This window comes from Pseudomonas songnenensis, assembly GCF_003696315.1.
Classification (GTDB): domain Bacteria; phylum Pseudomonadota; class Gammaproteobacteria; order Pseudomonadales; family Pseudomonadaceae; genus Stutzerimonas; species Stutzerimonas songnenensis.
The window spans coordinates 147,069-170,957 of the sequence record NZ_RFFN01000005.1; the positions used below are offsets into that span (position 1 = coordinate 147,069).

General features: G+C 62.6%; 24 protein-coding genes. 14 read left to right on the plus strand and 10 right to left on the minus strand.

Features of this window, described 5'->3' with window-relative positions; all coding sequences use genetic code 11:
- Positions 1 to 4: 4 nt before the first annotated feature.
- The 14 genes from ftsL to lpxC all read left to right on the plus strand — a co-directional run bounded on the left by ftsL (position 5) and on the right by lpxC (position 16,338).
- Positions 5 to 286 carry a cell division protein FtsL gene (gene ftsL / locus EA798_RS14710; protein ID WP_276539382.1) on the plus strand — a complete coding sequence of 94 codons (282 nt, stop codon included), beginning with the start codon at positions 5 to 7 and terminating at the stop codon, positions 284 to 286.
- Positions 286 to 2,013, plus strand: coding sequence for a peptidoglycan D,D-transpeptidase FtsI family protein (locus EA798_RS14715; RefSeq protein WP_122099424.1), 1,728 nt, complete (start codon positions 286 to 288; stop codon positions 2,011 to 2,013). The genes ftsL and EA798_RS14715 overlap by 1 nt, the downstream gene beginning before the upstream one ends.
- Positions 2,013 to 3,476, plus strand: coding sequence for a UDP-N-acetylmuramoyl-L-alanyl-D-glutamate--2,6-diaminopimelate ligase (locus tag EA798_RS14720; RefSeq protein ID WP_122099425.1), 1,464 nt, complete (start codon positions 2,013 to 2,015; stop codon positions 3,474 to 3,476). The genes EA798_RS14715 and EA798_RS14720 overlap by 1 nt, the downstream gene beginning before the upstream one ends.
- Positions 3,469 to 4,845, plus strand: a complete 1,377-nt coding sequence (locus tag EA798_RS14725) for a UDP-N-acetylmuramoyl-tripeptide--D-alanyl-D-alanine ligase (RefSeq protein WP_122099426.1) — start codon at positions 3,469 to 3,471, stop codon at positions 4,843 to 4,845. The genes EA798_RS14720 and EA798_RS14725 overlap by 8 nt, the downstream gene beginning before the upstream one ends.
- Positions 4,845 to 5,927, plus strand: a complete 1,083-nt coding sequence (gene mraY, locus EA798_RS14730; RefSeq protein ID WP_015277986.1) for a phospho-N-acetylmuramoyl-pentapeptide-transferase — start codon at positions 4,845 to 4,847, stop codon at positions 5,925 to 5,927. The genes EA798_RS14725 and mraY overlap by 1 nt, the downstream gene beginning before the upstream one ends.
- Positions 5,928 to 5,933: 6 nt before the next feature.
- Positions 5,934 to 7,277, plus strand: a complete 1,344-nt coding sequence (gene murD, locus EA798_RS14735; RefSeq protein WP_122099427.1) for a UDP-N-acetylmuramoyl-L-alanine--D-glutamate ligase — start codon at positions 5,934 to 5,936, stop codon at positions 7,275 to 7,277.
- Positions 7,277 to 8,500 (plus strand): putative lipid II flippase FtsW, encoded by a 1,224-nt coding sequence (gene ftsW, locus EA798_RS14740; protein ID WP_106155690.1) that lies wholly within the window; start codon positions 7,277 to 7,279, stop codon positions 8,498 to 8,500. The genes murD and ftsW overlap by 1 nt, the downstream gene beginning before the upstream one ends.
- The gene (gene murG / locus EA798_RS14745) at positions 8,490 to 9,560 is read left to right on the plus strand and encodes an undecaprenyldiphospho-muramoylpentapeptide beta-N-acetylglucosaminyltransferase (RefSeq protein WP_122099428.1); all 1,071 of its coding nucleotides are present in this window, start codon (positions 8,490 to 8,492) and stop codon (positions 9,558 to 9,560) included. The genes ftsW and murG overlap by 11 nt, the downstream gene beginning before the upstream one ends.
- Entirely contained in the window at positions 9,553 to 11,010 is a 1,458-nt protein-coding gene (gene murC / locus EA798_RS14750; protein ID WP_122099429.1) for a UDP-N-acetylmuramate--L-alanine ligase, read from the plus strand. The genes murG and murC overlap by 8 nt, the downstream gene beginning before the upstream one ends.
- A complete protein-coding gene (locus EA798_RS14755) occupies positions 11,007 to 11,951 on the plus strand; it encodes a D-alanine--D-alanine ligase (protein ID WP_106155687.1) in 945 nt (314 codons plus the stop codon). Before murC ends, EA798_RS14755 begins: the two co-directional genes overlap by 4 nt.
- 3 nt (positions 11,952 to 11,954) lie before the next feature.
- Entirely contained in the window at positions 11,955 to 12,812 is an 858-nt protein-coding gene (locus tag EA798_RS14760; protein ID WP_106155686.1) for a cell division protein FtsQ/DivIB, read from the plus strand.
- 12 nt (positions 12,813 to 12,824) lie between these two features.
- Positions 12,825 to 14,072, plus strand: a complete 1,248-nt coding sequence (ftsA, locus tag EA798_RS14765) for a cell division protein FtsA (protein WP_122099507.1) — start codon at positions 12,825 to 12,827, stop codon at positions 14,070 to 14,072.
- A 48-nt stretch (positions 14,073 to 14,120) separates the two neighbouring features.
- A complete protein-coding gene (gene ftsZ, locus EA798_RS14770) occupies positions 14,121 to 15,311 on the plus strand; it encodes a cell division protein FtsZ (protein ID WP_106155685.1) in 1,191 nt (396 codons plus the stop codon).
- A 115-nt stretch (positions 15,312 to 15,426) separates the two neighbouring features.
- The gene (gene lpxC / locus EA798_RS14775) at positions 15,427 to 16,338 is read left to right on the plus strand and encodes a UDP-3-O-acyl-N-acetylglucosamine deacetylase (protein WP_003302766.1); all 912 of its coding nucleotides are present in this window, start codon (positions 15,427 to 15,429) and stop codon (positions 16,336 to 16,338) included.
- Between the two features lie 116 nt (positions 16,339 to 16,454).
- Here lpxC and EA798_RS14780 read toward each other — a convergent pair whose 3' ends face one another.
- The 10 genes from EA798_RS14780 to EA798_RS14820 all read right to left on the minus strand — a co-directional run bounded on the left by EA798_RS14780 (position 16,455) and on the right by EA798_RS14820 (position 23,316).
- A complete protein-coding gene (locus EA798_RS14780; RefSeq protein ID WP_122099430.1) occupies positions 16,455 to 16,988 on the minus strand; it encodes a ferritin-like domain-containing protein in 534 nt (177 codons plus the stop codon).
- 79 nt (positions 16,989 to 17,067) lie between these two features.
- The gene (locus tag EA798_RS20635) at positions 17,068 to 17,205 is read right to left on the minus strand and encodes a hypothetical protein (protein ID WP_167462960.1); all 138 of its coding nucleotides are present in this window, start codon (positions 17,203 to 17,205) and stop codon (positions 17,068 to 17,070) included.
- 9 nt (positions 17,206 to 17,214) lie between these two features.
- The gene (locus EA798_RS14785; RefSeq protein WP_122099431.1) at positions 17,215 to 17,613 is read right to left on the minus strand and encodes a Rho termination factor N-terminal domain-containing protein; all 399 of its coding nucleotides are present in this window, start codon (positions 17,611 to 17,613) and stop codon (positions 17,215 to 17,217) included.
- 59 nt (positions 17,614 to 17,672) lie between these two features.
- Positions 17,673 to 18,014 carry an osmotically-inducible lipoprotein OsmE gene (gene osmE, locus EA798_RS14790; protein ID WP_106155682.1) on the minus strand — a complete coding sequence of 114 codons (342 nt, stop codon included), beginning with the start codon at positions 18,012 to 18,014 and terminating at the stop codon, positions 17,673 to 17,675.
- Positions 18,015 to 18,134: 120 nt separating this feature from the next.
- Positions 18,135 to 19,448: a PQQ-dependent sugar dehydrogenase gene (locus EA798_RS14795; protein ID WP_122099432.1), complete on the minus strand. Its 1,314-nt coding sequence runs from the start codon at positions 19,446 to 19,448 to the stop codon at positions 18,135 to 18,137.
- 32 nt (positions 19,449 to 19,480) lie between these two features.
- Entirely contained in the window at positions 19,481 to 19,999 is a 519-nt protein-coding gene (locus EA798_RS14800; RefSeq protein WP_106155680.1) for an MgtC/SapB family protein, read from the minus strand.
- A 59-nt stretch (positions 20,000 to 20,058) separates the two neighbouring features.
- On the minus strand, positions 20,059 to 21,081 hold the full coding sequence (locus tag EA798_RS14805; protein WP_122099433.1) for a DUF5924 family protein: 1,023 nt from the start codon (positions 21,079 to 21,081) through the stop codon (positions 20,059 to 20,061).
- Positions 21,082 to 21,241: 160 nt separating this feature from the next.
- Complete coding sequence (locus EA798_RS14810; protein ID WP_106155678.1) at positions 21,242 to 21,724, minus strand: SgcJ/EcaC family oxidoreductase; 483 nt, start codon at positions 21,722 to 21,724, stop codon at positions 21,242 to 21,244.
- 119 nt (positions 21,725 to 21,843) lie between these two features.
- A complete protein-coding gene (locus EA798_RS14815; protein WP_122099434.1) occupies positions 21,844 to 22,320 on the minus strand; it encodes a DUF2726 domain-containing protein in 477 nt (158 codons plus the stop codon).
- Between the two features lie 408 nt (positions 22,321 to 22,728).
- Positions 22,729 to 23,316 carry an LOG family protein gene (locus tag EA798_RS14820; RefSeq protein ID WP_106155676.1) on the minus strand — a complete coding sequence of 196 codons (588 nt, stop codon included), beginning with the start codon at positions 23,314 to 23,316 and terminating at the stop codon, positions 22,729 to 22,731.
- Between the last annotated feature and the right edge of the window lie 573 nt (positions 23,317 to 23,889).

The following is a 23,889-nucleotide window of genomic DNA, read 5'->3' on the forward strand; positions in this document are numbered from 1 at the left end:
CCGCATGTTGCGATCCATGCCCAACGGCAGCCTGCTGATGCTGGTGCTGTTCGTTGGCGTTTTGCTATCGGCGATTGCGGTCGCTTACTGCGCGCACTGGAACCGCCAGCTGCTCAACGAGCTTTATGGTGAGCTCAGCGTGCGAGACAAGGCGCAGGCAGAGTGGGGTCGTCTGATCCTCGAACAGAGCACCTGGACCGCGCACAGCCGCATCGAGACGTTGGCGACTGATCAGCTGCGCATGCATATCCCTGCGGCTGCAGACGTCAGGCTGGTGAAGCCATGATGAGTCTTCAGGGCGCGCTCTATCCGTGGCGTTTTCGCATCGTACTGACGTTGCTGGCGCTGCTCGTGGGTGCGATCGCCTGGCGCATCGTCGACCTTCAGGTAATGGACCAGGGCTTCCTCAAGGGGCAAGGGGATGCGCGCAGCGTTCGGCATATCCCGATTCCGGCGCACCGTGGCCTGATCACTGACCGTAACGGCGAGCCTCTCGCGGTGAGCACGCCGGTGACAACGCTCTGGGGCAATCCGAAGGAGCTGCAGGCGGCCCGCGCACGCTGGCCTGAGCTGGCCAAAGCGCTGGGCCAGGATGCCGCTACCCTGAGCGAGCGTCTGCAGTCGCAGGCGTCCCGTGAGTTCATCTATCTGGTACGCGGCCTGACCCCGGAGCAGGGGCAGGACATACTCGACCTGAAGATCCCAGGGGTCTATGCCCAGGAAGAATTTCGCCGCTTCTATCCGGCTGGCGAAGTGGCTGCTCACGTGGTGGGCTTCACCGACATCGATGATCGTGGCCGCGAAGGCATGGAGCTCGCCTATGACGAGTGGCTTGCTGGCGTGCCGGGCAAGCGCCAAGTGCTCAAGGACCGCCGCGGACGCCTGATCAAGGATGTCCAGGTAACGAAGAACGCCAAGGCGGGCAAGGCCATGGCGCTTTCGATCGACCTGCGACTGCAGTACCTCGCCCACAGCGAGCTGCGCAATGTCGTACATGAGTATGGGGCCAAGGCCGCGAGTCTGGTGATGGTCGACGTCAAGACCGGCGAAATTCTCGCCATGGCCAACCAGCCCACCTACAACCCGAACAATCGTCGCAACCTGCAGCCGGCTGCCATGCGCAATCGGGCCATGATCGACGTCTTCGAGCCGGGTTCGACGGTCAAGCCGTTCAGCATTGCCGCTGCGCTGGGCACCGGCAAATATCAGCCGGATTCAGTCGTCAACACGCTGCCCGGCTGGATGCGCATTGGCCGTTACACCATCCGCGACGTCTCCCGCGGCGGCATGCTTTCGTTGACCGGCATTCTGATGAAGTCGAGCAACGTGGGTATCAGCAAGATCGCTCTGGATATCGGCGCCGAGCCTGTATATGCCGTGATGCAGCAGGCAGGTTTCGGTCAGGACACCGGGCTCGGCTTTCCTGGCGAGCGCGTCGGCAACCTGCCCAACCACCGCAAATGGCGAGACGCCGAGACCGCATCGCTGGCCTATGGCTATGGCCTGTCGGTGACTGCGGTTCAGCTTGCCCATGCCTATGCCGTGCTGGGTAACCAGGGCTCCAACGTTCCGCTTTCTCTGTTGCGCCTGGATCGGGCTCAGGATGGCGTTCAGGTCATCGACAAGCAGATCTCCGGCATCGTCCTGCAGATGCTGCGCGCCGTCGTCGAAGAGGAAGGCGGCGGTGGTGCGCGTGCCAAGGTGCCGGGCTATCAGGTAGGCGGCAAGAGTGGTACCGCGAAGAAGATCTCCGGCACCGGCGGCTATACCAAGGATGCCTATCGCTCGTTCTTTGCTGGCGTTGCGCCGCTTTCCAATCCGCGGATCGCCGCGGTGGTCGTCGTGGATGAGCCAAGCAAGGGGCAGTACTACGGCGGTCTGGTTGCGGCGCCGGTATTCGGCAAAGTCATGGCCCGTGCCCTGCGCCTGATGAACGTTGCGCCGGACAATCTGCCTCCGCCTGCCGAGCTGCAGACTGCCGAAGCGGCAAAAGGCAAGGGAGGGCGCATCTGATGCCGATGTCACTGAATCACCTGCTGCCTCAGGCTGGCAGCGATGTGCTGATCCGCGAGCTCACGCTCGACAGTCGCAAGGTCCGTGGCGGCGATCTGTTCCTGGCGGTGCCAGGCTTGCAGTTCGATGGTCGGGATCACGCGCAGGATGCCATTGCTCGCGGTGCTGCCGCGGTTGCATATGAGGCGGAAGGGCTCGCTCAGCCGCTGGTCGGCGACGCTGTGATGGTGCCAGTGCAGCATCTGGCAAGCCAGCTGTCTGCAATTGCCGGACGCTTCTACGGCGAGCCGAGCCGCAATTTGCGCCTGGTCGGTGTCACCGGGACTAACGGCAAGACCAGTGTCAGCCAGCTGATCGCCCAGGCGCTCGACCGTCTCGGTGAGCCCTGCGGCATCATCGGCACGCTCGGCACCGGCTTCCATGGCCAGCTGGAGTTGGGACGGCATACCACGCCGGACGCGATCGGTGTGCAGGCGACATTGGCCAACCTGAAGCAGGAAGGCGCGCGTGCGGTGGCGATGGAAGTGTCTTCCCACGGGCTGGATCAGGGCCGCGTCGCTGCACTGGATTTCGATGTCGCCGTGTTCACCAACCTGTCGCGTGATCACCTCGATTATCACGGCACCATGGAGGCCTACGGGGCCGCCAAGGCGCGCCTGTTCAACGTGCCCGGGCTGCGCTGCCGGGTCGTGAATCTCGACGATGGCTTCGGTCGTGCGCTGGCCGGCGAGGACCGCGAGTCGCGGCTGATCACCTACAGCCTGGAGGACCCCTCGGCGTACCTCTACTGCCCCGAGGCCCGGCTCGATGATGACGGCATCCATGCGCGTCTGATCACCCCGCAGGGCGAGCGCTCCATGCGCAGCGCCCTGCTGGGGCGCTTCAATGTGAGCAACGTGCTGGCTGCCGTTGGCGCCCTGCTCGGGATGGACTATGCGCTGGATGAAATCCTCGCAGTGCTGCCAGAGCTGGAAGGCCCTGCTGGCCGCATGCAGCGCCTCGGCGGCGGTGATCATCCGCTTATCGTCGTCGACTATGCGCATACGCCCGATGCCCTGGAAAAAGTTCTGACTGCGCTGCGTCCCCATGCGCGTGGCCGGCTGCTCTGCCTGTTCGGTTGCGGCGGCGATCGTGATACCGGCAAGCGGTCGCTGATGGCCGAGGTGGCCGAGCGCCTGGCCGATGGCGTCGTGGTTACCGATGACAATCCGCGCAACGAGGCGCCGGAACGCATTGTCGAGGATATCCGGTCAGGTTTCGTCAATCCTGCGGCGGTGACGTTCGCTCATGGCCGTGCTCAGGCGATTGCCGACCTGATAGCGACAGCCCGCGCCGAGGATGTCGTGGTTCTCGCTGGCAAAGGCCATGAGGATTATCAGGAGATCCGCGGCGAGCGCCTGCCGTTCTCCGACATAGAAGAAGCCTGTAGGGCACTTTCCATCTGGGAGAAACCCAATGCTTGAAGCGATGCGCCTGAGCGAGCTGCAGCAGCCGTTGTCTGGCCGCCTGGTCGGGGCGGATACCCGCTTCGCAGCGGTCAGTACCGATAGCCGGGCGATCGAGCCGGGCCAGCTGTTCATCGCGTTGACCGGGCCACGTTTCGATGGACACGCCTACCTGGCAGATGTCGCCGCGAAGGGTGCCGTCGCTGCGCTCGTCGAGCGCGAAATCGAGACCTCCGCGCTGCCTCAGTTGGTTGTCGCCGATACCCGCCTGGCGCTTGGACTGCTGGGGGCCCGCAATCGCAACGCGTTCAGCGGGCCGGTGGCTGCGATCACCGGTTCCAGCGGCAAGACCAGCGTCAAGGAAATGCTCGCCAGCATTCTGCGTAGCGAGCACGGACAGAATGCCGTGCTGGCGACTCGCGGCAATCTCAATAACGATCTGGGGGCGCCACTGACTCTGCTCGAGCTGAGCGAAGGGCACCGTGCTGCGGTCATCGAACTCGGCGCGTCGCGGCCTGGAGACATCGCCTACACCGTGAAACTGGTGCGCCCGGATGTCAGCCTGATCACCAATGCCGGGACCGCCCATGTTGGCGAGTTCGGCGGCCCGCACAAGATCGTCGAAGCCAAGGGCGAGATTCTCGACGGCTTGAGTGAAAGCGGCATTGCCGTGCTGAATCGCGATGACAAGGCCTATCCGATCTGGGCTGAGCGTGTCGCCGGCAAGCGAATCGTTTCGTTTGGTCTGGACAACCCGCTTGCCGATTTTTCCGCTGGTTCGATTGCCTACGACCAGCGAGGCTGTCCGAGCTTCGTGCTGACTGGCCCGCTGGGCAATCTTCGCATACAGCTCAATTTGCTCGGCCGGCACAACGTCGCCAATGCCCTGGCGGCAGCCGCGGCGGCTTATGCGCTCGGTGTCGACGCCGACGCCGTGGTTGCCGGGCTACAGCAGCTGCAACCGGTAAAGGGCCGCGCCGTGGCACAGATGCTGGCCAATGGCGTGCGACTGATCGATGACAGCTACAACGCCAATCCGGCGTCGATCTGCGCCGCGATCGACGTGCTGGCCAGCTTTGCCGGGCGCACCATCCTGGTACTGGGCGACATGGGTGAGCTGGGCGAGTGGGCTGAACAGGGCCATCGCGAAGTGGGCGCGTACGCGGTAGGCAAGGTCGACACCCTCTATGCGGTAGGGCCGCTGATGGCTCATGCGGTTCAGGCGTTCGGCCCCGGGGCGCGGCATTTTGCCGACCAGGCCAGCCTCATCGAGAGCCTGCGCGCCGAACAGGGAAGCGGCACCACCATTCTGATCAAGGGCTCGCGTAGCGCGGCGATGGACAAAGTCGTCGATGCGCTCGCCGGGCCATCCATGGAGAAACACTGATGCTCCTGCTGCTCGCCGAGTATCTGCAACAGTTCCACAAGGGCTTCGCGGTCTTCCAGTACCTGTCGCTGCGTGGAATCCTCGGCGTACTCACTGCGCTCGTGCTGTCGCTGTGGATGGGGCCTTGGCTGATCCGCACGCTGCAGCTGCGCCAGATCGGGCAGTCGGTACGTACCGATGGTCCGCAGTCTCACCTGTCGAAATCCGGCACACCAACCATGGGTGGTGCGCTGATCCTCAGCGCCATCGGCATCAGCACGTTGTTATGGGCCGACCTGTCCAACCGCTACGTGTGGGTCGTGCTGGCGGTGACGCTGCTGTTCGGCGCCATCGGCTGGGTCGATGACTATCGCAAGGTGATCGAGAAGAATTCCCGCGGGCTGCCGAGCCGCTGGAAGTACTTCTGGCAGTCGGTGTTCGGCCTTGGCGCCGCCGTCTTCCTTTATATGACCGCGCAGACCCCGGTCGAAACCACGCTGATCCTGCCGCTGCTGAAGAATATCGAGATTCCGCTGGGCATCGGCTTCGTGGTGCTGACCTATTTCGTCATCGTCGGTTCGAGCAATGCGGTCAACCTCACCGACGGACTGGATGGTCTGGCGATCATGCCGACGGTGATGGTCGGCGGCGGCCTGGGTATCTTCTGCTATCTGTCCGGCAACGTGAATTTCGCCGAGTACCTGTTGATCCCGTATATCCCGGGCGCTGGCGAACTGATCGTGTTCTGCGGCGCGCTGATCGGCGCCGGCCTTGGCTTTCTCTGGTTCAACACCTATCCGGCGCAGGTTTTCATGGGCGATGTCGGCGCACTTGCGCTGGGCGCCGCGCTGGGCACCATTGCCGTGATCGTTCGCCAGGAAGTGGTGCTGTTCATCATGGGCGGCGTGTTCGTGATGGAAACCCTGTCGGTGATGATCCAGGTCGCCAGCTTCAAGCTGACCGGCAAGCGCGTGTTCCGCATGGCGCCGATCCATCACCATTTCGAACTCAAAGGCTGGCCCGAACCTCGGGTAATCGTGCGCTTCTGGATCATTACCGTGATCCTGGTGCTCGTTGGCCTTGCCACCCTGAAGTTGAGGTAATCAAGAGTGCTCATCGCTTCCGACCAGTTCCGCATCGTTGTCGGCCTCGGCAAGAGCGGCATGTCCCTGGTACGCCATCTGGCGCGCCGCGGCCTGCCGTTCGCCGTTGCCGATACTCGTGCGAACCCGCCGGAACTGGCGACGCTCAAGGCCGAGTACCCCGACGTGCAGGTGCGCTGTGGCGAGCTGGATGTTGAGTTCCTCTGCACCGCCAGCGAGTTGCTGGTGAGCCCGGGGCTCGCGGTCAGCACCCCCGCACTGCAGGAAGCTGCAGCTCGCGGTGTCAAGCTTTCAGGCGATATCGAACTGTTCGCCCGGGAAGCCAAGGCCCCGATCGTTGCGATCACTGGCTCCAATGCCAAGAGCACGGTGACTACCCTGGTCGGCGAGATGGCCGCAGCGGCCGGCCGCAAGGTGGCGGTCGGCGGTAATCTCGGTACGCCGGCGCTCGATCTGCTTGCTGATGATGTCGAACTCTATGTCCTGGAGCTGTCCAGCTTCCAGCTGGAGACCACCGGGCAACTCAACGCTGAGGTGGCGACCTGCCTGAATATCAGCGAAGACCACATGGACCGCTACAGCGGGCTGCCGGCTTATCACCAGGCCAAACACCGCATCTTCCGTGGCGCGCGCCAGGTGGTGGTCAGTCGGGATGACCGCCTCAGCCGGCCGCTGGTGGGGGAGGATGTGCCTACTTGGACCTTCGGTCTCGGCAAGCCGGACTTCAAGGGCTTCGGGCTCTTCGAGGAAAAAGGCGAGAAGTACCTGGCGTTCCAGTTCGAGGCGCTGATGCCGGTGCGCGAACTGAAGATGCGCGGTGCGCATAATCAGTCCAATGCCCTGGCTGCGCTGGCGCTCGGCCACGCGGTGGGGCTGCCGTTCGGCCCCATGCTGGAGACGCTGCGTCGTTTCACTGGTTTGCCGCACCGTTGCCAGTGGGTCGGTGAGCGTGCAGGTGTCAGCTATTACGACGACTCCAAGGCAACCAACGTCGGTGCTGCGCTGGCCGCGATCGAAGGCCTGGGCGCCGATATCGAAGGCAAGCTGGTGCTGATTGCCGGTGGCGACGGCAAGGGAGCGGACTTCTCAGGATTGCGTGCACCCGTGGCGCGCTACTGTCGTGCCGTGGTGCTGCTCGGCCGTGATGCGCAGCGTCTGGCTGAAGCGTTGGGCGATGCGACGACGCTGCTGCATGTAGCCAGCCTGGAAGAAGCGGTGCGGCGTGCCGCCGACTGTGCCGAGGCGGGCGATGCGGTATTGCTCTCGCCGGCTTGTGCCAGCCTGGACATGTTCAAGAATTTCGAAGAGCGCGGCCGCCTGTTTGCCGCTGCGGTGGAGGCGCTCAGCTGATGCTCGCCTTCCTGCGCAACGCACCCTCACCTTTGTTTGGCCGCCGCGGTGTGGATCTGGATTTCCCGATGCTTGCCGGGTGCCTGGCGTTGCTTGGTCTGGGGCTGGTGATGATCACCTCGGCTTCCTCCGAGGTCGCCGCGGTCAATTCCGGTAGTCCGCTGTACCACATGATTCGTCACCTCATTTATGTGCTGCTCGGCCTTGGTGCCGGTGCCGCGATGCTGCTCGTCCCGCTTTCGGTCTGGCAGCGGCTGGACTGGATGCTGTTGCTGGCGGCATTCGGGCTGTTGATCCTGGTACTGCTACCGGGCATCGGTCGCGAGGTGAATGGTTCCATGCGCTGGATCGGCTTCGGCGCATTCAACGTGCAGCCGTCGGAGCTGGCCAAGGTATTCGTGGTGATCTACCTGGCCGGTTATCTGGTGCGTCGTCAGGAAGAAGTTCGTGAAAGCCTGTGGGGCTTCGCCAAGCCGTTCCTGGTACTCCTGCCGATGGCCTTTCTGCTGCTGATGGAACCTGACTTCGGCGCCACGGTGGTGATGATGGGCGCTGCGGTGGCCATGCTGTTTCTTGGTGGCGTCGGGATGATCCGCTTCAGTCTGCTGGTGATCGCGGCAGTCGGCGCGGTGGTAGTGCTGGTGCAGACCCAGGAATACCGTCTGCAGCGCCTGATTACTTTCACCGACCCCTGGGCCGATCAATACGGTGCCGGCTATCAGCTGACCCAGGCGCTGATCGCCTTCGGGCGTGGCGAATGGTTCGGCGTCGGCCTCGGCAACAGCGTACAGAAGCAGTTCTACCTGCCCGAAGCGCACACCGACTTCGTCTTCTCGGTACTTGCCGAAGAGCTGGGCATGATCGGTGCGCTGGCGACCATCGCCCTGTTTGCCTTCGTCGGCGTGCGAGCCCTCTACATCGGCCTCTGGGCAGAGAAGGCTCGGCAGTTCTTCGCCGCCTATGTCGCCTGGGGCCTGGCGTTCCTCTGGCTCGGTCAGTTCCTGATCAACGTCGGGGTGAATGTCGGCCTGTTGCCGACCAAGGGCCTGACGCTGCCGTTCCTCAGTTATGGCGGCAGCTCGCTGGTGGTGACCTGCGCGAGCATGGCGCTGCTGCTGCGCATCGAGTGGGAAAGCCGCACCGTACTGGGCAGCGAGGACACCGAGTTCGACGAGTCCGACTTTGCCGAGCCCTCGGCCAAGGAGGTCGCTCATGGCCGCTAATGTGCTGATCATGGCCGGCGGTACCGGTGGGCACGTGTTCCCAGCGCTGGCCTGCGCGCGCGAGTTCCAGGCGCGTGGCTATGCCGTGCATTGGCTCGGTACGCCGCGTGGCATCGAGAACGAACTGGTGCCTGCGGCCGGGTTGCCGTTGCACCTGATTCAGGTCAGTGGATTGCGCGGCAAAGGCCTGGCGTCGCTGATCAAGGCGCCGCTGCAGCTGGTCCGTTCGCTGTTCCAGGCGCGCCGCATCATCCGTGAGCTGCGTCCGGTGTGTGTGCTGGGCCTGGGCGGCTATGTCACCGGTCCGGGTGGGCTGGCGGCCAAACTGGCGGGCGTGCCGCTGGTGATTCACGAGCAGAACGCCGTGGCCGGCACTGCCAACCGCAGCCTTGCGCCGCTCTCCAGTCGCGTCTGCGAAGCCTTTCCGGATACCTTCAAGGCCAGTGCCAAGCGCCGCACCACCGGCAACCCTGTACGTGAAGAGCTATTCCTGGAAACCCCGCGCGACACCCTTGTCGGTCGCCGACCCCGTCTGCTGGTGCTGGGCGGCAGCCTGGGTGCCGAACCGTTGAACAAGCTGTTGCCTGCCGCTTTGGCCCAACTGCCGTTGGAGCTGCGCCCGGACGTGTTCCATCAGGCGGGCAAACAGCATGCCGAACTGACCATGCAGCGCTACGCCGAAGCTGCGGTCGAGGCCGAGGTCGCACCTTTCATCAAGGATATGGCGCGCGCCTATGCCTGGGCCGATCTGGTGATCTGCCGCGCCGGTGCGCTCACCGTGTGCGAGCTGGCCGCCGCTGGCCTGCCGTCGTTCCTGGTGCCGTTGCCCCACGCGATCGACGATCACCAGACCCGCAATGCCGAATATCTGGCGAAGGAGGGCGCTGCCGTCCTTCTGCCGCAAGCCAAGACTGACGCGGCCACGCTCGCCGCTCAGCTGACCGAGGTAATGATGCAGCCGGAAAAACTCAAGGCCATGGGGGCCACTGCGCGCCGCCTGGCCCGGCCCGACGCCACCCGCAGCGTGGTCGATATCTGCCTGGAGGTGGCCCATGGCTAAGTCTCCCGCCGCGGTGAAAGCGGAAGTCCGTCGCATGCGTCGCATTCGCCGCATCCACTTCGTCGGTATCGGCGGGGTTGGTATGTGCGGCATCGCCGAGGTGTTGCTCAATCTCGGCTACGAGGTTTCGGGTTCCGATCTCAAGGAGTCGGCCAGTACCGACCGCCTGCAGAGCTTTGGTGCGCAGATCTTCATCGGCCATCAGGCCGGCAACGTTGCCGGCGCCGACGTGCTGGTGGTGTCCAGCGCCGTCAACTCGGCGAACCCGGAAGTCGCCCTGGCGCTCGAGCAGCGCATCCCGGTCGTGCCGCGCGCGGAGATGCTGGCCGAGCTGATGCGCTATCGCCACGGTATCGCTGTTGCCGGCACCCATGGCAAGACCACCACTACCAGCCTGCTGGCGTCGGTATTTGCTGCCGGTGGGCTCGATCCGACCTTCGTCATCGGCGGCCGTCTGACCGCTGCCGGCACCAACGCTCAGCTGGGTAGCAGCCGGTACCTGATCGCCGAGGCGGACGAGAGCGATGCCAGCTTCCTCCACCTGCAACCGATGGTGGCGGTGGTGACTAATATCGACGCCGACCACATGAGCACCTATGGCGGCGACTTCGGCAAGCTGAAGAAGACCTTCGTCGAGTTCCTGCACAACCTGCCGTTCTACGGCCTGGCTGTGCTTTGTGTCGACGATCCGGTGGTCCGCGAGATCATTCCGCAGATTGGCCGGCCGACCACCACCTACGGTTTCAGCGAAGATGCCGACGTGCGCGCCATCAATGTTCGCCAGGAAGGCATGCGTACCTATTTCACCGTGCTGCGTGACGGCTGCGAACCGCTGGACGTGTCGGTACACATGCCCGGCAATCACAACGTCCTCAACGCCCTGGCGACGATCGCCATTGCCACCGACGAAGGCATCGAAGACGAGGCCATCATCCAGGGCCTGGCCGAGTTCGCGGGCGTCGGCCGCCGCTTTCAGGTCTATGGCGATCTGCCGGTCGAGAATGGCAGCGTGATGCTGGTCGATGACTATGGCCACCATCCGCGTGAAGTGGCTGCGGTAATCAAGGCTGTGCGCGGCGGCTGGCCGGAGCGGCGTCTGGTGATGGTCTACCAGCCACATCGTTACAGCCGCACCCGTGACCTCTACGACGACTTCGTGCAGGTGCTAGGCGAGTCCAACGTGCTGCTGCTGATGGAGGTCTACCCGGCCGGTGAAGACCCCATTCCCGGCGCTGACAGCCGCCAGCTGTGCCACAGCATTCGACAGCGTGGGCAGCTCGATCCGATCTACGTCGAGCGCGGCGTCGATCTGGCGCCACTGGTCAAGCCGCTGCTGCGCGCGGGCGACATCCTGCTCTGCCAAGGCGCCGGCGATATCGGCGGACTTGCGCCGCAACTGCTGAGAAGCCCGCTGTTCGGTGGCGACGGCTCCACGAGGAAATCCCAATGACCGCTCTGCATTCGACTCGTGATCCAAAGACGTTCGGCCGCGTCGCCGTACTCTTCGGCGGCAAGAGTGCCGAACGCGAGGTGTCCCTGAAATCCGGCGCAGCGGTGCTTGCCGCCTTGCAGGAAGCAGGCGTGGACGCCTTTGGCATCGATGCGGGCGACGACCTGCTGCAGCGCCTGAGCAACGAACGGATCGATCGCGCCTTCATCGTCCTGCACGGCCGTGGCGGTGAGGACGGCAGCATGCAGGGGCTGCTGGAGTGTGCCGGCATTCCCTATACCGGCAGCGGCATCCTGGCCTCGGCGCTGGCCATGGACAAGCTGCGTACCAAGCAGGTCTGGCAGAGCCTCGGCCTGCCGACGCCGCAACATGCCGTGCTGGCTAGCGAGGACGATTGCCGGGCAGCGGCCGAAACGCTGGGCTTTCCGCTGATCGTCAAGCCGGCGCATGAAGGTTCGAGCATTGGCATGGCCAAGGTTGCTGAGCTCGCGGAACTGATTGATGCGTGGCGCGCTGCCAGTAGCTACGACTCGCAAGTGCTGGTCGAACAGTGGATTCAGGGGCCGGAGTTCACCGTGGCCGTGTTGCATGGCCAAGTGCTGCCGCCGATTGGCCTGGGCACACCCCACAGCTTCTACGACTACGACGCCAAGTACCTGGCCTCCGACACCCAGTACCGGATTCCCTGCGGCCTCGACGCTGCCCGTGAAGACGAGCTCAAGCTTCTCTCGGCCCGCGCTTGTGAGGCCGTCGGTATCCGTGGTTGGGCGCGGGTCGATGTCATGCAGGACGCGGCCGGAGATTTCTGGCTGCTGGAAGTGAACACCGTGCCGGGCATGACCGACCACAGCCTGGTGCCGATGGCGGCACGCGCTGCTGGTCTGGATTTCCAGCAGCTGGTTCTGAGCATTCTCGATGACAGCCTCGAGGCGGGGAGCTAAGCCATGATCGCCACGCTGCGTCATTCGCAACCCGCAGGCGGCCGAGCTTCACGCAAGCCCGCGCAACGGGGTGCGAGCCGCCTGGTGCAACCGCAGCCGCTGTCGCAGCGCCTGCCGAAGCCGAACTTGGCCGGACTGAAGCGTTTCGTCTGGCCGGTACTGTTGGTCGGGTTGGCGGTCGGTCTGTATGAGCTGGGTGAGCGCCTGTTGCCCTACGCCGATCGGCCTATCGCCAAGGTCAGCGTGCAGGGCGAGCTGGGCTATGTCAGTCGTGAAGCGGTGCAGCAGCGCATCGCGCCTTTCGTCGAGCAGAGCTTCTTCAAGGTTGATCTGAACGGCATGCGTCACCAACTCGAACAGATGCCATGGATCGCCCATGTCGAAGTGCGTCGCGTCTGGCCGGACCAGGTAATGGTGCGTCTGGACGAGCAATTGCCGATCGCCCGTTGGGGCGGTGAAGCATTGCTTAACAATAAAGGACAGGCTTTCGCGCCGGATGACCTGAGCCGATATGAACACTTGCCACATTTATATGGTCCGAAGCGGGCCCAGCAGCGGGTCATGCAGCAGTACCAGATGCTCAGCCAGATGCTGCGTCCGCTGGGGTTCTCCATCTCCCGTCTCGAGTTGCGTGAGCGCGGGAGCTGGTTTCTGACCACCAACCAGGGCATCGAGTTGCTGTTGGGCCGGGACCAGGTTGTAGAAAAAATGCGTCGTTTCACTGCCATCTATCAAAAGGCACTGGAGCAAGAAAGCGAGAAAATCGCACGGATCGATCTGCGCTACGCGAACGGCCTGGCCGTCGCCTGGCATGAGCCGGTCCCGACTGCGACGGATACGACCGTCGCTGCGAGGAATTGAGGAATGAAACACATGTCGAGCGTGCAAAGCGGCAAGATGATCGTCGGCCTGGACATTGGCACCTCCAAAGTAGTGGCGCTGGTGGGTGAAGTGACCGCGGACGGCGAGCTGGAGATCGTGGGTATCGGTACCCACCCTTCACGCGGCCTGAAGAAGGGCGTGGTGGTCAATATCGAGTCCACCGTCCAGTCGATCCAGCGCGCTATCGAAGAAGCCCAGCTCATGGCTGGCTGCCGTATCCATTCGGCCTTTGTCGGTCTGGCCGGTAACCATATCCGCAGCCTGAACTCCCACGGCATCGTGGCAATCCGTGATCGCGAGGTCAGCACCGCCGACCTGGAGCGCGTACTCGATGCCGCCCAGGCCGTGGCAATCCCCGCCGACCAGCGTGTGCTGCACACGTTGCCGCAGGATTATGTGATCGACAATCAGGAAGGTGTGCGTGAGCCTCTTGGCATGTCCGGCGTGCGTCTGGAAGCCAAGGTCCACGTGGTCACCTGCGCTGTGAATGCCGCGCAGAATGTCGAGAAGTGCGTACGTCGCTGCGGTCTCGAGGTTGACGACATCATCCTCGAACAGTTGGCCTCGGCCCATGCCGTGCTGACCGATGACGAGAAGGAGCTGGGTGTCTGCCTGGTGGATATCGGCGGTGGCACCACCGACATCTGCATCTTCACCGAAGGCGCGATCCGCCACACCGCGGTCATCCCGATTGCTGGCGACCAGGTCACCAATGACATCGCCATGGCTCTGCGTACACCGACGCAGTATGCCGAGGAGATCAAGATTCGCTATGCTTGCGCGCTTGCCAAACTGGCCGGCGCGGGCGAGACCATCAAGGTCCCCAGCGTTGGCGATCGCCCGCCGCGCGAACTCTCGCGGCAGGCTCTGGCAGAGGTGGTCGAGCCGCGTTATGACGAACTCTTCACCCTGATCCAGGCCGAACTGCGGCGCAGTGGTTATGAGGATCTGGTCCCGGCCGGGATCGTTCTCACAGGCGGTACAGCGAAGATGGAAGGAGCCGTCGACCTGGCCGAGGAAATCTTTCACATGCCGGTGCGCCTTGGCGTGCCGCACAGCGTCAAGGGACTGAGCGACGTAGTACGTAATCCAATCTATTCGACCGGCGTGGGCCTGTTGCTGTACGGACTGCACAAGCAGGCCGACGGCATTCCCGTGCCCGGTATCGGCAGTTTCGCCGAAGAATCAAAGACGTCTGTTCTGGATCGGCTCAAAGGCTGGATCCAGGGCAATTTTTAAGCAGTGCGCTGTAAAACCAAAACTAGAAAGCTGGAAGGAGAGAGGGAAATGTTCGAACTCGTAGATCATACCCCGCAAAGTGCAGTCATCAAGGTCATCGGTGTCGGTGGCGGTGGCGGCAATGCCGTGAACCATATGGTTCGCAATAATGTTGAAGGCGTCGAATTCATCTGCGCCAACACCGATGCTCAGGCGCTGAAGAAGGTCGAAGCACGCACCGTGCTGCAGCTCGGCTCCGCCATCACCAAGGGCCTCGGCGCTGGTACCAACCCTGACATCGGCCGCCAGGCCGCGATGGAAGACCGTGAGCGCATCGCCGAAGTGCTGGAAGGCGCTGACATGGTGTTCATCACCACCGGCATGGGCGGCGGTACCGGTACCGGCGCTGCTCCGATCATCGCTTCGGTCGCCAAGGAAATGGGCATCCTGACCGTGGCCGTGGTTACCCGTCCGTTCCCCTTCGAGGGCCGCCGTCGCATGCAGGTTGCCGATGAAGGCATCCGTGCGCTGTCCGAGTGTGTCGACTCGCTGATCACGATCCCCAACGAAAAGCTGCTGACCATTCTCGGCAAGGATGCCAGCCTGCTGGCCGCCTTTGCCAAGGCGGACGACGTGCTGGCCGGCGCCGTGCGCGGCATCTCCGACATCATGCAGCGCCCGGGCCTGATGAACGTCGACTTCGCCGACGTGAAGACCGTCATGGGTGAAATGGGCATGGCGATGATGGGCACCGGCTGCTCCACCGGCCCGAACCGTGCTCGCGAGGCCACCGAAGCGGCCATCCGCAACCCGTTGCTGGAAGACGTCAACCTGCAGGGTGCACGTGGCATTCTGGTCAACATCACGGCTGGTCTGGACCTGTCGCTGGGCGAATACGCTGCAGTGGGTGAAATCATCGAAGCCTTCGCGTCCGATGAAGCCACCGTCAAGGTCGGTGCTGTCATCGATCCGGATATGGCCGATGAGCTGCATGTCACCGTCGTTGCCACCGGTCTTGGTCCGCGCAACGAGAAGCCGGTCAAGGTCGTCGACAATACCGTGCAGACCACCGTTGCTGCTTCCGCCGCCGCTCCGGCTCCGCGTCAGCACGAGCAGGCCGCAGTGAACTATCGGGACCTCGAGCGCCCGACCGTCATGCGTAATCAGGCACATGCAGCGGCCACTGCAGCCAAGCTGAACCCTCAGGAAGATCTGGATTATCTGGATATTCCTGCGTTTCTGCGTCGTCAGGCCGATTGATTGAAGTTATCAGGAGTATTGGTGTGATTGGTGTTCAGCAAAGTGGGCTTCTGCTATTATCGCCCTCAATTGTTGAAAACTATTCGCAACTAGTGCTATAGCGAAGCAAAAGGCCATGATCAGACAACGCACCCTGAAGAACATCATTCGCGCCACCGGCGTCGGCTTGCATTCGGGAGAGAAGGTTTATCTCACCCTGAAACCGGCACCGGTGGACACCGGAATCGTGTTCTGTCGCACCGACCTCAACCCGCCTGTGGAGATTCCTGCGCGGGCCGAGAATGTTGGCGAAACCACCATGTCCACGACACTGGTCAATGGTGACGTCAAGGTCGACACAGTGGAGCATCTGCTGTCGGCAATGGCCGGCCTGGGGATCGACAATGCCTACGTCGAACTCTCCGCGTCGGAAGTGCCGATCATGGACGGCAGCGCTGGGCCTTTCGTATTCCTGATTCAATCCGCCGGCCTGCAGGAGCAGGACGCCCACAAGAAGTTCATCCGCATCAAGCGTGAAGTAACGGTCGAGGAGGGTGACAAGCGCGCTACCTTCCTGCCTTTCGACGGCTTCAAGGTGAGCTTCGAGATCGATTTCGATCACCCGGTTTTCAAGGGTCGCACCCAGACTGCCAGTGTGGACTTCTCGAGTACTTCCTTCGTCAAGGAAGTGAGCCGTGCACGTACCTTCGGGTTCATGCGCGACATCGAGTTCCTCCGCTCGCACAATCTGGCGCTCGGCGGCAGCGTTGAGAACGCCATCGTGGTGGACGAAACCAGTGTGCTCAACGAAGACGGTCTGCGTTATGAAGACGAATTCGTGAAGCACAAGATTCTCGATGCCATCGGTGATCTTTACTTGCTGGGAACCAGCCTGATCGGCGAATTCCGCGGCTACAAATCCGGCCACGCGTTGAACAACCGCTTGCTGCGCACCCTGATGGAACAAAAGGATGCGTGGGAACTGGTGACCTTCGATGACCCGCAGACCGCACCGATCTCCTACATGCGTCCGGTGGCAGCCGGCTAAGCTGTACCTCTCTTCCTAAAGTTTAAGGCCACCCTCGGGTGGCCTTTTTTTTCCAATCGCCGAGCCGTTGCTGGTGGGGCGTGTAACGTCCAGGTCGGAAGGCTGCTCAGGCTCCGTCAGTTCATGCCGTCCAGCAGGCCTGCCAGATCGTCGGCGTGCTCTTCTTCCTGAGCGAGGATGTCCTCGAAGATGCGCCGGGTCGTCGGGTCCTTATCACCGATGTACTGCACGATCTCCCGGTAGCTGTCGATTGCGATGCGCTCGGCGACCAGGTTCTCGAAAACCATGTCACGCAGGCCGTTGCCTTCGGCGTATTGGGCGTGTGAACGCTCGGTGAGGCTGTCGGGATTAAAATCGGGCTCGCCACCGAGCTGGACGATACGCTCGGCGAGCCGGTCTGCGTGTTCCTGCTCCTCGTTGGCGTGCTCGAGAAATTCGGCGGCAGCTGCGCTGGATTTCAACCCTGTGGCCATGTAGTAGTGGCGCTTGTAGCGCAGGTAGCAGACCAGCTCTGTCGCCAGTGCTTCGTTGAGCAGATTGATCACGACTTCGCGGTCGGCCGAATAGCTCTCGGTGACGGCGCCATTCTCGACATGTTGGCGGGCCCGTTCACGCAGGCTCTGTTTGTCGCTCAGTTGTACATAACTCATCGCCATCTCCTGGTCTGGTTTGACCGCTGTCACGGTTCATCACGGTTCGCCAATTGAGATCGGGATGCTGGCAAAAAGTTTAGCCGGCGACGTCTTCCGGCGGTGGAGGCTCCGGCTCGGATTGGTCGGGGGCGGGGTCGTCGATCGGCACCGGGTTGTCCGGGTCCTCGCGCTTGGGATTGCTGGGCGACGGCGGCAGAGGCTGTTGATTGGTCATGGTTGCATCTCAGCTGAGGGCCTTCAGCAGTTCGTCCTTGCGCATCTTCGAACGGCCGCGAATGTCCCGCTCGCGGGCCTTGTCCATCAGCTGGTCGCGGGTCATCTCGGCAAGGCTTGTACTGGACGACTTCGCGCCGCGTGCCGAGCTCTTGTTGGGCGACTTTCCCTGGCGCGTATCAGCAGCACGATGAGCCGAGTCCCTGCGGTCGGCGCGTTTGGCGGTTTCGCTCTTGCTTTTGCCAGAGCCGCCTTTGCGTTCGCCGCCACCGGATTGTTTGTTGACGGTGGCCCAGGCGCGTGCTTCGGCCTCTTGCTCGGGTACGCCACGTTCCTCGTAGCTTTCCTCGATGTGCTCGGCCTTGCGCTGTTGTTTGTCGGTGTACTTGGTTTTGTCCCCACGTGGCATGGCGGTCTCCTCTTTAGCGGACGCGGAACGCTGGTTCGCTCGTGCCACCGACTTGGTCGTCAGCGGCGAAGATTGCGCTGGTTTTCTTCGAGCTGCCTGCAGGTCAGGAACCCCTGGCCGTCCACCCGCCCTGTTCCATCGAAGCTGACGTAGTAGGGCTGTTGCTTGCCGTCACGATTGAGAATGTAGTCGTGGCACAGGCCGGGTACCACGGATCGTCCACTGGTCCTGGAGGGTTCGCCGCCGATGGTCAGTACCCGCGCCTGGGACATGCCGTTTTCCACATCGCGAACCAGAGGTTCATCTCGGAACGTGATCCGGTCCACCGGGTTCTGCACATTGCCGGAGCAGCCGACGAGCAACAGCGTGGGAACGATGGCGTAGATGGTGCGATTGAGCATTTGGAAGCCCTCGTAAACGGATAGACGTACCATTTATGGCCACATGGCGGCCGGCAAGGTTCAATCCCATACAGGTTGAGCGTCATCAGGCCGGCCAGCTGGCGCAAAAGGGTCGTCAGTTCACTGCTCAGCCGGGCGTATGCGCCAGATTACGTTGCCCACGTCGTCTGCAATCAACAATGCGCCTGTCCGGTCAACTGCAACCCCAACCGGCCTGCCCAGTGCCTCGCCCGCTTCGTTGACGAAGCCGGTCAGCACATCTTCTGCCTGACCGTCCGGCATACCGTTGCGGAAGGGGACGAAGACCACCTTGTAGCCGCTGCGCGGTCTGCGGTTCCAGGAGCCATGCTGACCGACGAATGCGCCATTTCTGTAATGCTGCGGTAGCAAGCTACCCTCATAGAACGCCAGGCCGAGCGAAGCGGTGTGTGCACCGAGGGCATAGTCCGGTACGAGTGCGCGCTCGACCAGGTCCGGACGCTGAGGTCTCACGCGCGTGTCGATGTGCTGGCCGAAGTAGCTGTACGGCCAGCCATAAAACCCGCCGTCCTGGACCGATGTCATGTAGTCCGGCACCAGGTCGCTGCCGATCTCGTCGCGCTCATTGACGGTGGTCCACAGCGAGCCGCTCTCCGGTTGCCAGGCCAGGCCGTTGGGATTGCGCAGACCGGATGCGAACAGACGCATCGTTTTGCGTTGCGGGTCGACCTCCAGAATTGCCGCGCGGTTTTCTTCGGCCTGCATGCCGTTTTCGGCTACGTTGCTGTTCGAACCACTGGTGACGTACAGCCGCGAACCGTCCGGGCTGGCGACAACGTTCTTGGTCCAGTGGTGATTGATCGGCCCGGCAGGCAGATCCACCACTTTCTCGCCATGGGTGGTGATGCGGGTTGCGCCTTGCTCATACGGGAAGCGAAGGAGCGCATCGGTATTGGCTACGTAGAAATCGTTGCCAACCAGCGCCATGCCGAAAGGGGAGTTGAGGTTTTCCAGAAAGACGCTGCGCTGCTCCGGTACGCCGTCGCCATCGCTATCACGCAACAGGGTGATGCGGTTGGCGCTGGGGCCGCCTGAGCCGGCGCGAGCCATGATTTTTTTGGCGATCCAGCCGCGCAGGCCCTGGCTCTGTTCCTTGGGTGGCGCGTCGCTTTCGGCGACCAGCACATCTCCATTGGGCAGGACATGAATCCAGCGTGGATGATCCAGGCCGCTGGCGAAGGCGTCCACACGCAGGCCCGGCGCTGCTTTTGGCTTGCCGCCCGGCGGCCAGCCTTTGGCCGGGGCGATGTGTACTGTCGGCAACAGGGTTCGGTTCGGCTCAGGCAGTGTCGGCGCAGGGCCATAGCCTGATTCCACCGGGAGCTTTGCGGTTTCGCTGCAACCGGTCAGAGCAAGCAAACCGAAACCGAAACAGAGAGTCAGAGCGCTGCGCATGTTTTCTCCCGAGATGATCGATCCGTAGTTCGCTATGGCGAGCGGCTGGCCTGGCGGCGCTTGCGTGCGGCGCGCAGTGCCGTGTGACGCTCCAGACGTGGCATCAGGACGAAGATGGCCAGCGCGAGCAGCGTGCTCAGTACTGCGGTGGTTTCGTGCCCAAGGCCGACGGCCACACCGATCGCAGCAGTCAGCCAGATGCCGGCGGCAGTGGTCAGCCCCTTGACGTCCTCCGCGGTGTTGCCCTTGAGGATAGTCCCAGCGCCGAGAAAACCGATGCCGGTCACCAGGCCTTGAATCACCCGGGAAATGTCTTCCGGGGTCATGCCGGCCTGCACCGGCACCAGCACGAACAGGGCGGCGCCGAGTGCCACCAGCATGTGGGTACGCAGGCCAGCTGCCTTGCGGCGGCGTTCGCGCTCATAACCGAGCAAGCCGCCCAGAATCGCTGCGATCAGCAGGCGGCTACTGACCCGCGTCGCGTCTTCCAGATCAGTGATGTCGGAAAACTCCGAGGCGACGGTGCTGGAAATGATCGCCCACCACTCCATGTTGTTCTCCAGGCTGGATCGGTTCCTGATTTGGAGTGGTTGTGGGCAGCCGGGGTTCGCTAGTCGGTGACGCGGAAGCGCAGCATCCCGATCATTTGCCCTGCCTCGGTGACGACACGTACACGCCAGCGGCCGGAGGGCTCTGCCGGAAAGTTGCGCTTGTGGGTCCAGGCACGGTAACCGGCTTCGCGGCCGCCGCTGATGTCCAGCGCGATTCGATCGACGCGTCGCCCGTTGTGCGTCCACTCATGGTAGATCCGCTCCTTCAGGCCACGGGGGGCGTTGATCGCCGTGTAGGCGTACAGGCCGTTGGCCTGCAGCTCCGCACTACTGAGCTCGCGCAGGCCCTTGCCGGGTTTGCGCTGGCGATCGTCGAGACTCATGGTCACCGCGACATCGGTAAGCCAAAGTGTTGCCGGCGGCACCCAGGTCCGGCCAAGCCAGCCAGCACCGGCAAGCGCGATAGCCAGCAGCACGACGCCCGGCACGGTCCGCCAGCTCCAGCTTGGAAACAGCCCGCTGAGGCTCGGCAGAGCCAGCAGCACTGCAACGCCTAGCGCCAGTTGATAGCTCTGCGGGGTAGACAGGTGAAGGATGATTGGCAGCGCGGTCAGCAGTACGGCGAACAGCGTCAGCGTGTGAAAACCCAGGTATACCCAGCGTCGTGGTGCCAGCCAGCGGTAGTACAGCGGGTCGATCAGCGACACCAGTGCCGCCATGCCGAGTAGTCCGGTGAAGACGGCCTGGCCACTGTTCCAGGTCGTGGTGATGGCGAAGAACGGGATGATGAAGAACAGGCTTTCCTGGTGCACCATCTGCGTCGCATAGCGCAGCAGCGGTGGTGGTATCTGCCAGCCGAAACAGCGCTGCAGGGCGCGACGCAGGCTGGATTCGAGAACCAGCCAGAGCCAGCTGACCAGCATCACCAGGGCAACAACCTTGGCCAGACCGGCATGGCGTTCCACCAGAACGAAGCTGGCGACGCCGGATGCGAACCCGAACAGCGCCACGGTGCCTGGATAGCGGCGGATCAGCCGGCTTACCAGCTCGAACAGGCGCGACAGCAGCGGTTTGAGAGACATATAGGTCTAGTCCGAATACGGCGTGCCAGTTAGCAGTATCGAGCACGCCTGCCCGGGCGCAAGCTTGTGGTGGTGATTGCGCGCAGGGCCGGTGCCGATGCATTCGCTGTCAGGTAAGGACTGCGCTGCGGCCAACCGCAGCGCAGTGGGTGGAGAGCGTTCAGTGCGCCACTTGCGGCAGCTGCTGCGATGATACCTGTTGCGGCATCGCCGAAGAGTGATGGCTGGTGATAAGCCACTGGCCGGCGTCATCGAACCACTTGTAGGTGAAGGTGTAGCGCGCTGGGACTGTGCTGCCATCGCCCAGCTTGAAGCTGTAAAGCCCGGTGTCGAGCGCGCTGTTGCAATCGATCATGATCATCCGTTCGACAATTTCGCCTTTCGGTTTCAGCGCCAGGAAATGCTCGAAGTAATCCAGCTTGGCTTCCGGCGTCTGCCTTGGGGTGTTGGACACAGTCGGCAACAGCATCGAATCAGGTGCATAGTTTTCCACGACCCGTTGCGGTTCACCCGATTGCACATCGGCATTCCAACGGTCGAACAGGGCGCTGATCTGCGCTTCGTCGGTCTTCTGGCAGGCTTGGTCATCCGCCAGTGCGGCGAGCGGGGTGAGGGAGAAAAGCAGGGGGAGGGCGTATTTCATGCTGTCACTCGTAGCCGGTGGTCGATTTGCGGATCATTCCGCAGCGGTACTGCACATCGTGGATACGTCATGCAGCCTTGTGACCACCCGCTACCGTGGTTATTCCCGCCAGTGGTCGATCAATGGCCAAGCGCGGACTCGATGGCCTCGCGGACCTCGGTATAAGAGCGGGCCGCCTGTGGCGCCAGGCGCACCTGCGGCAACCGGACGGTTTCGCAGAGCCGATCCAGGAAATCCTGCTCGGCTTCCGGATCGTCCAGATTGATCACGCAAACCGGCGTCAGGTCGTTCTTCTCGCATAGCAGAAAGTCAAAGCGCGCCGCAGCGATACGGTTGTGGGCTTGGTACCAGTAGGCGCGCCGCGGCACTGCAGTGATCTCGACGACATCGGCGACGCTTACCTTCGCGAGGATGAGGTACCGCTCAGCAAATGTCCGCTCCAGCATTTCCAGCAGCTCGCGCTCTGCTGGAGAGAACAACGGGACCTTCAGGCTGTAGGGGTACTGCAGCGCGGGATGGTTCAGCTGGCGGTTCTTGACGAAGAAAACCAGCACGAAGCAGACGAATGCCACCAGCGTCAGGGCGAGCCAGCTCATGAGTCAGCCCTCTGGCGTAACGGGACGTGGCGAAGCCTTTTCAACTGGTGCATGTACAAGCCTCCGTGTGAAAGAAACCTACAGGTTGTGAGCATGAATCGATTGATTCGTTCGTTGGTGTGCTTATCCACGATAGTTGTGCGTCGACTTGTGGATAACCGCTGTAAGACTTTCTACAGGCAGTGCGGCACTAGTGTTTCAGCCAGTTGATCAAAATTTGCGCTTTTGCGCTGGCAGGGGCCGGGAGGGGTGAAAGAACCAGCTTTCGCGGCGGCTTCGCCGGCGCCCCGAGGCCTTATCCACGTCAGCTGTGCATTCAGGTGTGGATAACATGGGGGTGCAACGCTGCAGGCCATGCCCTATATGGCCTGCAGGGAGTTGGATGATATTTGATCAATCCTGTTCGGGTCACTGCGGCGCCGTTTTATCCCAACGACTATGCGCCGGCGGCTGCCAGGCATCGAGCAGTTCGATGAGCCCTTGCGGCTGATCGCTGCGCTGCAGCATCTGCCGATGTTGAGGTCGCACGAAGCCTTCATCGACGAGGTGGTCGAGGAAGTGGCTGAGCTTGCTGTAGAAATGGTTGATATCCAGCAAGCCCAGCGGCTTGGGATGGTAGCCGAGCTGACCCCAGGTCCAGACCTCGAACAGCTCCTCCAGCGTACCCAGCCCGCCGGGCAAGGCGATAAAGGCGTCTGCCAGCTCTGCCATACGCGCTTTGCGCGCGTGCATCCCGTCCACAACCTCGAGGCGGGTGAGGCCAGTATGGCCCACCTCGGCATCTTTCAGGCTCTGCGGGATGATTCCAATTACCTCACCGCCTGCAGCCATGGTGGCGTCTGCGACCACACCCATCAATCCCACAGCTCCGCCGCCGTAGATCAGGCGGATGCCGTTGGCTGCCAGCGTGCGGCCGAGATCCTGGGCCGCTTGTTCGTAGACCGGGTTGGCACCACGGCTGGCGCCGCAAAAAACGCAAATGGAACGCAAGGTCATCGTTTACTCCGCTCGTAGGGCTCGCGGAAGGGTACGCCGGCCGGCGCCGGTGGCCAAGCGGGTGGGTGCGCTAGCGGTCGGTGAGTGCGCCACTGGCAGCACAGGCGTAATTGGCGAACAGGCGTTCGATCAGGTTGAGGCAGGACATGGGCATTCTCCTGAAAGGCGATGGCTCATGCTAAGACCAAGCACAGATCCCGTTCCCTTGGATTCTCGGCATCGCCGTAATAGCACTCGGCTATGCGCGACGGTGTGTTGTTATCCCCGGGAGCTGTGTGCGCCTTTGTGGATAACCTTTGGAGCGACGCCTGTAAGCGAAGCGGCACGTGGCTTTGCGACGGGTGCTCATTTTTTATGCAATATCCTTCGTGCGACTACAGGCCGCATTGCAGAAGGGTTTGCAAAACTTCCAGCGCTGCGGTAAGGCGCAATGGCTTGCTGTTTTCTCTGCAGCTTTATCCACCAAGGCTGTGGAAAACTCTGTGAGTTGTTTGGGTACAGGCGATTCCGTGCTTGTGATGGCGCGGCTGCGCTCTAGCTGGTCGAAATTCGATCAATAGGCGGTACTTCACC

Bases quoted from the DNA above. Each gene is read 5' to 3' on its own strand.
- EA798_RS14720 (WP_122099425.1), top strand. From the start codon at position 2,013: ATGCCGATGTCACTGAATCACCTGCTGCCTCAGGCTGGCAGCGATGTG.
- ftsZ (WP_106155685.1), top strand. From the start codon at position 14,121: ATGTTCGAACTCGTAGATCATACCCCGCAAAGTGCAGTCATCAAGGTC.
- murC (WP_122099429.1), top strand. From the start codon at position 9,553: ATGGCTAAGTCTCCCGCCGCGGTGAAAGCGGAAGTCCGTCGCATGCGT.
- EA798_RS14795 (WP_122099432.1), bottom strand. From the start codon at position 19,448: ATGCGCAGCGCTCTGACTCTCTGTTTCGGTTTCGGTTTGCTTGCTCTG.
- EA798_RS14755 (WP_106155687.1), top strand. From the start codon at position 11,007: ATGACCGCTCTGCATTCGACTCGTGATCCAAAGACGTTCGGCCGCGTC.
- EA798_RS14785 (WP_122099431.1), bottom strand. From the start codon at position 17,613: ATGCCACGTGGGGACAAAACCAAGTACACCGACAAACAACAGCGCAAG.
- lpxC (WP_003302766.1), top strand. From the start codon at position 15,427: ATGATCAGACAACGCACCCTGAAGAACATCATTCGCGCCACCGGCGTC.
- ftsA (WP_122099507.1), top strand. From the start codon at position 12,825: ATGTCGAGCGTGCAAAGCGGCAAGATGATCGTCGGCCTGGACATTGGC.
- ftsL (WP_276539382.1), top strand. From the start codon at position 5: ATGTTGCGATCCATGCCCAACGGCAGCCTGCTGATGCTGGTGCTGTTC.
- EA798_RS14810 (WP_106155678.1), bottom strand. From the start codon at position 21,724: ATGAAATACGCCCTCCCCCTGCTTTTCTCCCTCACCCCGCTCGCCGCA.
- EA798_RS14815 (WP_122099434.1), bottom strand. From the start codon at position 22,320: ATGAGCTGGCTCGCCCTGACGCTGGTGGCATTCGTCTGCTTCGTGCTG.
- EA798_RS14760 (WP_106155686.1), top strand. From the start codon at position 11,955: ATGATCGCCACGCTGCGTCATTCGCAACCCGCAGGCGGCCGAGCTTCA.
- EA798_RS14715 (WP_122099424.1), top strand. From the start codon at position 286: ATGAGTCTTCAGGGCGCGCTCTATCCGTGGCGTTTTCGCATCGTACTG.
- EA798_RS14805 (WP_122099433.1), bottom strand. From the start codon at position 21,081: ATGTCTCTCAAACCGCTGCTGTCGCGCCTGTTCGAGCTGGTAAGCCGG.
- murG (WP_122099428.1), top strand. From the start codon at position 8,490: ATGGCCGCTAATGTGCTGATCATGGCCGGCGGTACCGGTGGGCACGTG.
- EA798_RS14820 (WP_106155676.1), bottom strand. From the start codon at position 23,316: ATGACCTTGCGTTCCATTTGCGTTTTTTGCGGCGCCAGCCGTGGTGCC.
- EA798_RS14725 (WP_122099426.1), top strand. From the start codon at position 3,469: ATGCTTGAAGCGATGCGCCTGAGCGAGCTGCAGCAGCCGTTGTCTGGC.
- osmE (WP_106155682.1), bottom strand. From the start codon at position 18,014: ATGCTCAATCGCACCATCTACGCCATCGTTCCCACGCTGTTGCTCGTC.
- ftsW (WP_106155690.1), top strand. From the start codon at position 7,277: ATGCTCGCCTTCCTGCGCAACGCACCCTCACCTTTGTTTGGCCGCCGC.
- mraY (WP_015277986.1), top strand. From the start codon at position 4,845: ATGCTCCTGCTGCTCGCCGAGTATCTGCAACAGTTCCACAAGGGCTTC.
- EA798_RS14780 (WP_122099430.1), bottom strand. From the start codon at position 16,988: ATGAGTTATGTACAACTGAGCGACAAACAGAGCCTGCGTGAACGGGCC.
- EA798_RS14800 (WP_106155680.1), bottom strand. From the start codon at position 19,999: ATGGAGTGGTGGGCGATCATTTCCAGCACCGTCGCCTCGGAGTTTTCC.
- EA798_RS20635 (WP_167462960.1), bottom strand. From the start codon at position 17,205: ATGACCAATCAACAGCCTCTGCCGCCGTCGCCCAGCAATCCCAAGCGC.